The sequence below is a fragment of the Streptomyces sp. NPDC048420 genome (assembly GCF_040651535.1).
Lineage (GTDB): Bacteria > Actinomycetota > Actinomycetes > Streptomycetales > Streptomycetaceae > Streptomyces.
Map to the genome: position 1 here is coordinate 1 of NZ_JBEZKG010000047.1, position 8,199 is coordinate 8,199.

The 8,199-nt window shown below is 71.4% G+C and carries 8 protein-coding genes; 3 read left to right on the top strand and 5 right to left on the bottom strand.

Annotated features, from left to right (window positions below; translation table 11 throughout):
- Together AB0D34_RS44685 and AB0D34_RS44690 are read right to left on the bottom strand one after the other, a co-directional pair.
- Window positions 1-1,157, bottom strand: a 1,157-nt coding sequence (locus AB0D34_RS44685; RefSeq protein WP_362673351.1) for a response regulator, incomplete at its 3' end; no start/stop codon positions are given.
- Between the two features lie 99 nt (window positions 1,158-1,256).
- Window positions 1,257-1,610, bottom strand: coding sequence for a VOC family protein (locus tag AB0D34_RS44690; RefSeq protein ID WP_362673354.1), 354 nt, complete (start codon window positions 1,608-1,610; stop codon window positions 1,257-1,259).
- 58 nt (window positions 1,611-1,668) lie between these two features.
- Between AB0D34_RS44690 and AB0D34_RS44695 the strand changes: the two genes are divergently transcribed.
- On the top strand, window positions 1,669-2,541 hold the full coding sequence (locus AB0D34_RS44695) for a universal stress protein (RefSeq protein ID WP_362673357.1): 873 nt from the start codon (window positions 1,669-1,671) through the stop codon (window positions 2,539-2,541).
- Between the two features lies 1 nt (window position 2,542).
- On the opposite strand, the gene AB0D34_RS44700 is transcribed toward AB0D34_RS44695, so the two are convergent.
- The 3 genes from AB0D34_RS44700 to AB0D34_RS44710 all read right to left on the bottom strand — a co-directional run bounded on the left by AB0D34_RS44700 (window position 2,543) and on the right by AB0D34_RS44710 (window position 5,656).
- Window positions 2,543-3,778, bottom strand: a complete 1,236-nt coding sequence (locus AB0D34_RS44700; protein WP_362673359.1) for a DUF4032 domain-containing protein — start codon at window positions 3,776-3,778, stop codon at window positions 2,543-2,545.
- Window positions 3,779-3,819: 41 nt separating this feature from the next.
- Complete coding sequence (locus AB0D34_RS44705; protein ID WP_362673361.1) at window positions 3,820-4,566, bottom strand: MBL fold metallo-hydrolase; 747 nt, start codon at window positions 4,564-4,566, stop codon at window positions 3,820-3,822.
- A gap of 460 nt (window positions 4,567-5,026) precedes the next feature.
- Window positions 5,027-5,656 carry an alpha-ketoglutarate-dependent dioxygenase AlkB gene (locus tag AB0D34_RS44710; protein ID WP_362673364.1) on the bottom strand — a complete coding sequence of 210 codons (630 nt, stop codon included), beginning with the start codon at window positions 5,654-5,656 and terminating at the stop codon, window positions 5,027-5,029.
- 116 nt (window positions 5,657-5,772) lie between these two features.
- Between AB0D34_RS44710 and AB0D34_RS44715 the strand changes: the two genes are divergently transcribed.
- On the top strand, window positions 5,773-6,399 hold the full coding sequence (locus AB0D34_RS44715) for a TetR/AcrR family transcriptional regulator (protein ID WP_362673366.1): 627 nt from the start codon (window positions 5,773-5,775) through the stop codon (window positions 6,397-6,399).
- A 17-nt stretch (window positions 6,400-6,416) separates the two neighbouring features.
- A complete protein-coding gene (locus tag AB0D34_RS44720; RefSeq protein WP_362673369.1) occupies window positions 6,417-8,090 on the top strand; it encodes an FAD-binding dehydrogenase in 1,674 nt (557 codons plus the stop codon).
- Window positions 8,091-8,199: the final 109 nt, after the last annotated feature.

The window sequence follows — 8,199 nt, forward strand, 5'->3', positions numbered from 1 at the left end:
GAGTTGGCGCCGCCGACGATGTACACGTCGTGGCCCTGGCAGCCGGCGGCCTCGGTGAGCGCCGACCCGTAGAACACCCCGCGGCCCGACAACTCGTCGGCACCCGGCGCCTCCAGCTGCTTATAGGACACACCGGTCGCCAGGATCACGCTGTGCGCCGCGATCTGCGACCCGTCCGCGAACCGCACGAGCCGCGCCGCCCCGCTGCTCTCCAGACCGGTCACCTCACGGGCCGTGAGGATCTCGGCGCCGAACTTCGTCGCCTGCCGGCGGGCCCGGTCGGTGAGCTGGCCGCCGGACACCCCGTCCGGGAAGCCGAGGTAGTTCTCGATCCGCGAACTCTGCCCGGCCTGCCCGCCGGTCGCCGACCGCTCCACCAGCACCGTCCGCAGCCCCTCCGAGGCCCCGTACACCGCCGCGCCAAGACCGGCCGGCCCGCCGCCGATGACGACCAGGTCGTAGAAGTCGGCCGTGGGTGTCGTCGCCAGCCCCACCTGCGCGGCCAGTTCGGGCACCTCCGGCTCGACGAGCGCCGTACCGTCCGCCGTGATCACCACCGGCAGCCGCTGCCCGTCCTGCCCCGCGGCCGTCAGCAGCCGCTGCCCCTCGGGCTCCTCGGTGGAGTACCAGCGGTAGGGCACCTGGTTGCGGGCCAGGAACTCCCGCACGTCCGAGGAGCGCGCCGACCAGCGATGCCCGATCACCTTGGTGGCGGGCACCGGCCGGTAGTCGCTGCAGCGCCACGCCTCCAGCAGGTCGTCCAGGACCGGGTAGAGCTTCTCCTCCGGCGGGTCCCACGGCTTGAGGAGGTAGTGGTCGAGGTCGACGACGTTGATCGCGTCGATCGCCGCGTCCGTGTCCGCGTACGCGGTCAGCAGCACGCGCCGGGCGCCCGGATAGATGTCCAGGGCCTGTTCGAGGAACTCGATGCCGTTCATCTGCGGCATCCGGTAGTCGGCCAGGATCACCGCCACGAGGTCGCCGCGCAGCTTCAGCTCGCGCAGCGCCTCCAACGCGGACTCACCGGACTCCGCGCGCACGATCCGGTACGACTGGCCGTAGCGCCGTCGCAGGTCACGGGCGACGGCCCGGGACACCCCGGGGTCGTCATCCACGGTCATGATGACGGTCCGCGCAGCGTCCGCGGTCTGTGCCATACGTCTCCCACCCCGAGTGATCGGATCACCGGTCGGCGCCGGCTCGGTGCCGTGCCGCCTTTGAGCCATCGTATGTTCGATGGCCCTGCTTCGCTCCTGTCAGCTCCGCCGCGAACCCAGCACGCAGAACTCGTTGCCCTCGGGATCGAGGAGCGTCACCCACGACTGCTCGCCCTGCCCGATGTCCGCGTGCCGCGCACCCAGCGCCAGGAAACGGGCCACCTCGGCCTCGTGGTCGTCCGGCCGGAAGTCGAGATGGAGCCGGTTCTTGACGGTCTTGGCCTCCGGCACCGGCACGAACAGCAGACCCGGCATCCGGTCCTTCTCGGGGCGGATCTCGAACTCGTTCGGGTCGTCCTCGACCACCACCCAGCCCAGCGCCTCGGCCCACCAGCGCCCGAGTGCACCGGGGTCGGCCGAGTCCACGATTACCTGTTCCCATTCCAAGGTCATTTCGTCAGCGTAGTGAAGACTGGGGCCGGACGTCACCGCGATAAGGGGAGGCCAGCGCATGACGCGCCCGATCACCGCAGGCATCGACGGAACCGAGGAGAGCCTCGCCGCTCTGGGCTGGGCCGCGCGGGAGGCGGTCCGGCGCGGGACGGGGCTGCGGGTGGTGCACGCGTGGCGGTTCCAGCCGTACGAGGGGATCGAGGCGGGGGACCGGGACACCCAGGCGGGCTGGGCGCGGGACGCCACGGCCGAGGCCGTGCGGGCCGTGACCGGGCGGCACACGGGACTCGAGGTGTCCACCGACGTCGTGGAGGGCGGCAGTGTCGATGTGCTGGTCGCCGCCGCGGCCGAAGCGGAGCTGCTGGTGCTGGGCTCCCGTGGACACGGGCCGGTCGTCGGCTTCCTCGTCGGCTCGGTGGGCCAGCAGGTGATCGCTGAGGCGGAGCGGCCCGTCGTGCTGGTGCGCGCCGGTGACCAGGCCACCGCGGAGGCCGCCGGACGCGAGATCGTCGTCGGCCAGGAGGGCGACCCGCAGGACAGCGCCGACGCCCTTCGGTTCGCCTTCGAGACGGCGGCGGCACGGGGAGCATCAGTGCGGGCCGTACGGGCCTGGACGCTGCCCCCGGTGTTCGCCTACAGCCCCGGCTCGCTGAAGCTCCTCGACGAGGCCGGAGGCCTGGAGCCGTACGAGAAGAAGGCCCTCGCGACGGCGCTCCAGCCGTGGCGGGAGCGCTTCCCCGACGTGCCCGTCGTCGAGCACGTCGAGATGGGCAGCGCGGGGCAGGTACTGCTGTCGGTGACCGCTCGGGCCCAGCTGATGGTCGTGGGCCGGCGGGCCCGCCGTACCGCGGTGGGCGCCCGGATCGGCTCCGTCGCCTACGGGGTGCTGCACCACGCGGACTGCCCGGTCGCCGTGGTGCCGCACTCCTGAGTCACTCGGCCCCGGTGGGTTCGAGGGTCTCGCGCGCCTTGGGGAGGATGTTCTCGATGTAGTCCTTGACCGCCGTGTCGATCCCGATGTCGTGCTGGGCCCGCTCGGACAGGTACCAACGGTGCTCAAGGAGCTGGTGGTAGATCTCGGCCGGGTCCATCGAGCCGCGGAACTCCAGCGGTACGGCCCGCACGGTCGGCCGGAAGACGTCCCGGACCCAGCGGTGCGCGAGGACCTCGGGGCGGGCACCGAGCGGGTCGCCCGGGGCGTAGTCGTCCTGGGTGGCCATCCAGCTCTCCAGGTCGTTCAGCAGCCGTCGGGCCTGGTTCTCCTCGGTGTCCAGGCCCGTCAGGCGCAGCAGCTGGCGCTGGTGGTGCCCGGCGTCCACGACCTTCGGCACGAAGGTCACCGAGTCGCCGTTCGGTGCGTGCTCGATCTGCATCTCGGCCACGTCGAAGCCGAGGTCGTTGAGCCGCCGGATCCGGCGCTCGATGAAGTGGTACTTGCCCGCCGGGTACACGGACCTGCGGGTCAGCTCGTCCCACAGACTCCCGTACCGGGCGCAGATCTCCATGCCGAACTCGATCGGGTCCACGGAGGGATGCAGCGCGCCGGAGGCCTCCAGGTCGAGGAGTTCGCCGCTGATGTTCACCCGGGCCAGGTCGAGGTCGTAGTCCCGCTGTCCGGGGCTGAGCTGCGGATGCAAATCGCCGGTCTCGGCGTCCACCAGATAGGCGGCGTAGGCGCCCGCGTCGCGCCGGAACAAGGTGTTGGACAGCGAGCAGTCGCCCCAGGCGAATCCGGCCAGGTGCAGACGGACCAGGAGCACGGCCAGCGCGTCCATCAGTCGGTGCATGGTCGCGGGTCGCATGGTCGTCTCGAACATCGAGCGGTACGGCATGGAGCCGCCCAGGTGCCGGGTGACCAGCACGGACTCCAGCGGGGCGTCCTCAGTGTTGGTGCGCCCGGTGACCACCGCCAGCGGGTCGACCGCCGGGATGGCGAGCCGGTCCAGGTCGCGCAGCAGTTCGTACTCGCGCAGCGCCGGGCGCTCGGCCAGCTCCTTCACGGCGATGACCTCGTCGCCGGCGCGGGCGTAGCGCACCACGTGCCGCGAGATACCGCGCGGCAGCGGGACCAGGACCTCCTCCGGCCACTCCTCCAGCGGCAGGTGCCACGGCAGTTCGAGCAGGAGCGCGGGGTGCTCCGGGTTCGTAGCGCTGATCTGCAGTGCCATGGCTGGTCTGTCCTTGTCTCGCCGGTGATCGTCACCTCACCTTAGAGCGCGCGGTCCCTGGCCTGAAGTGCCGCTTCACGGACTGGACCGCGGTGCGCCGGGCCGTGCCCGGGCAGCAGGACGTCGCCCTCCAGCTGTGCGAACACGTCCAGTGAGGCGACCGCCCGGGCGCGCTCGTGGTGGAACATGTCCGGCAGCAGTTGGGGCCCCTTCACCCGGGAGGTCGGGTGAGCGCTCACCAGGCCGTCGCCCGAGATCACCACCCCGCGATCGGGGAGGTGGAAGGCGCAGTGTCCGTCGGTGTGACCCGGTGTGTACACGGGCACGGGTCGGCCCGGCAGATCGAGGGCGCCCTCCGCGGGGAACGGCTGCGGGGAGGCGACCGGCACATGGGCCGTGCCGCCCGAGCGGATCGCGTGCACCGCCCACGGCAGGACGCCGGGCCGCCAGCCGTTCTTCACGACCGTCCCGACCGACACCTGGTGGAGGAACTCGCGCCGTGCGTGCGGCAGTTCGGCCTCGTGCAGATACACGGGAGGGCCGTAGGTGCCGCGCAGGAACTCGGCGGAGCCCAGGTGGTCGTTGTGGGCGTGCGTGACGAGCACGGCTGTGACCGCCTCCGGTGAACTGCCCACCTCAGCGAGGGAGGCGAGTACCTGTTCGCGGTCGCCCGGGTAGCCGGTGTCGATCAGCGTGGCGGAGTTCCCCTCGGTCAGGATCACCCAGTTGGTGTTGCTGCCGTGCACGAGATGGATGCCGTCCGCGACTTGCTGCACGCCCGCGTTCATGGATGCCCCGCTTGCTGAGTAACTGCCCGACGGCACACAGCAAAGCAGACGCGGAGGCGATCCGGAGCGGCGGGTACCAGTCTTCCAGCACTCAACTTCTCCTGCCCTCCCGCGCCCAACTCCCACCGGGCTTCCGTACCGGACCCCTGGGCGTTCAGCGCGGGCCTTCGGCCTTCGCGTCGTCCCCCTCTGTCTTCTGTGCTGCCGCCGGTCTCCGGTTTGTCGGCGTTCACCCTGCCCGGTCCTTCCGGCTCAACTCCCGCCGGGGTTCCGTCCAGTCCCCTGGGTGTTCGGCGCGGGCCTTCGGCCTTCGCGTAGGCGTCCTCTGTCTTCCGTGCGCCGCCGCCCCCGGTTTGTCGGCGCTCACCTCCCCGGTCCTCCCCGCCCAACCCCCGGAGGGAACCCCGCCCAACTCCCGGAGGCAGCCCCCGCGTGCAGCCGAAGCAGCCGCCTCTCTGCCTCAGCGCACGCCGTGCGGGCGGAACTGGATGCTGATCCGCGGTCCTGTCGCGCGCGTCGTCTTAGGTACGGCGTGCTCCCAGGTGCGCTGGCAGGAGCCGCCCATCACGATCAGGTCGCCGTGGCCCAGCGGTCGGCGCACGGTGTCCAGGCCGCCGCGCACCGGGCGCAGCACCAGATCGCGGGGCGCGCCCACGGAGAGGATCGCGACCATCGTGTCCTCCCGGTTGCCCCGCCCGGTCCGATCGCCGTGCCAGGCCACGCTGTCCCGCCCGTCGCGGTAGAGGCACAGCCCCGCCGTGGCGAACGGCTCGCCCAGCTCGTCGGCGTAGTGCGCGGTGAGCTCCTCCCGCGCCTCGGTGAGCACGGGATGCGGCAGCTTGTCCTCCGCCCCGTAGAAGGCGAGCAGCCGCGGTACGTCGACCACGTGGTCGTACATCGTGCGGCGCTCCGCGTGCCACGGCACCTCGGCGGCCAGGTGTTCGAACAGGGCATCGGAACCGCTGAGCCACCCGGGCAGTACGTCGATCCAGGCGCCGAAGCCGAGCACGGTACGGCGGATCCCGTCGAGGGAGCCGAGCCGCACCTGGTCGGTCTGGTCGAAGAGGGAGCCCTGGAGGTGCGCGGTCATGCATACAGCGTACCCCTCATTCGAATATCTGTTCCAATAAAAAACCGGCGACGCGTTCGACTCTTTCGATACATCGCTGTATCCGATACATTCCCGTATCGAACGGAGGGGCCAACATGGCGATCGACGACACGACCAGGCGCGTGACCAGGCGCCGGGTCCGGACGCGGGCCAACCTTCTCGACGCGGCCTTCGCGGTCTTCGCCGCCAAGGGCTTCGGGCGGGTGTCGATCGAGGAGGTCTGCGAGGCCGCCGGATACAGCCGGGGCGCCTTCTACTCGAACTTCGACAGCCTGGACGAGCTCTTCTTCGCCCTGTACCAGCAGCGGGCCGACCTGATCGCGGAGCAGGTCTCCGGGGCCCTCGCCCTGGACGGGCCGGGCCTCGACGTACCGGCCGCCGTCGACCGGGTCACCGACGTGCTGCTGCTCGACCGGAACTGGCTCCTGGTCAAGACCGACTTCCTTGTGTACGCCGCCCGCGCGCCCGAGGTCGCCGAGACCCTGCTCGAACACCGGGCGCGGCTCAGGCGGGCGATCGCCGACCGGCTGGCACGCACGCGTGGGGACGCCGAACTGCCCGCCGTGCTGGTGGACGTGGAGGGCGCCGCCCACGCCGTGGTCGCCGCCTACGACGGGGTCACCGTGCAACTCCTGCTCGACCGGGACGTCGAGCGCGCCCGGGTCTGGCTCAAACAACTGCTCACCGCGCTGCTCACCGACGGCAGCGACACCACCGTATGAGGGAAGGGACGGTCGCCATGGATGCCGACGTCATCGTCGTCGGAGCCGGGCTCGCGGGCCTGGTCGCCGCGCACGAGCTCACCAGCCGCGGCAGGAGGGTCGCGCTCGTCGACCAGGAGAACGCCGCCAACCTCGGCGGCCAGGCCTTCTGGTCGTTCGGCGGGCTCTTCCTCGTCGACAGCCCCGAACAGCGGCGTCTCGGCATCAAGGACTCCTTCGACCTCGCTTGGAACGACTGGCAGGGCAGCGCCAAGTTCGACCGCGTCGACGACGAGGACTCCTGGGCGGTGCGCTGGGCGCGCGCCTACGTCGAGTTCGCGGCGGGGGAGAAGCGGTCCTGGCTGGAGGGGCACGGCATCAAGTTCCTGCCCACCGTCGGCTGGGCCGAGCGCGGCGACCTCACCGCCCACGGACACGGCAACTCCGTGCCCCGCTTCCATATCGCCTGGGGCACCGGCACCGGGGTGGTCGAGCCGTTCGTCGGATACGCCAAGCAGGCCGCGCGCGACGGACTGCTGACCTTCTACCACCGCCACCAGGTCGACGAGCTCGTCGTCGAGGACGGCGCGGCGCGGGGCGTGCGCGGGACCGTGCGCGCCGAGGACAACTCCGCGCGCGGGGTTGCCTCCAACCGCGACCGGATCGGCGACTTCGAACTCACCGCCCAGGCGGTCGTCGTCACCACCGGCGGCATCGGCGCCAACCACGACATGGTCCGCCGCCACTGGCCCGAGCGGCTCGGCAATCCGCCCGCCGAGATGGTCACCGGCGTGCCCGCCTACGTCGACGGCCGCATGCTGGACATCAGCGCGGGAGCCGGTGTCCGCCTGGTGAACCGGGACCGCATGTGGCACTACACCGAGGGCATCCAGAACTGGGACCCGATCTGGCCGGGGCACGGCATCCGTATCCTGCCCGGGCCGTCGGCCATGTGGTTCGACGCCCTCGGCCGCAGGCTGCCCGAGCCGTGCCTGCCCGGCTACGACACCCTCAGCACCCTTGAGCGCCTGCGCACCACCGAGGACATCGCGGAGCACGACCACTCCTGGTTCATCCTCACCCAGAAGATCATCGAGAAGGAGTTCGCGCTCTCCGGCTCCGAGCAGAACCCCGACATCACCGCCAAGGACCGCGCGGGCTTCCTCAAGGAGCGTGTCCTCGGCAAGGGCGCCCCGGGGCCGGTCGACGCGTTCCTGCGCAAGGGCGCGGACTTCGTGACCGCCCCGAACCTGGAGCAGCTCGTCGAGAAGATGAACGGGCTCACCGACAAGGCCCTCCTGGACGCCGCCACGATCCGCCGCCAGATCGAGGCCCGCGACCTCCAGATCGCCAACTCCTACAGCAAGGACGCCCAGGTGCAGGGCATCCGCAACGCCCGCCGCTACATCGGCGACCGCCTCGGCCGGGTCGCCACCCCGCACCGCATCCTCGACCCCGCCGCGGGTCCCCTGATCGGCGTCAAGCTGCACATCCTGACCCGCAAGACCCTCGGCGGCATCCAGACCGACCTCGACTCCCGCGCCCTGGGCACCGACGGCAAGCCCGTCGAAGGCCTCTACGCGGCAGGCGAGGTGGCCGGCTTCGGCGGCGGCGGCGTCCATGGCTACAACGCGCTGGAGGGCACCTTCCTCGGCGGCTGCCTCTTCTCGGGGCGCGCGGCGGGACGGGCGGCGGCCAAGCAGGTCGGCTAGGGTCACGCGGGCCGATCTGGCGGGCGCGAAGGTACGGCGTAGCGGGAGCGCCGGGGAGCGGGTTGGCGGGTGATCGGGGTCCGGTGAACCGTAGATCGGCGTGCTGGGT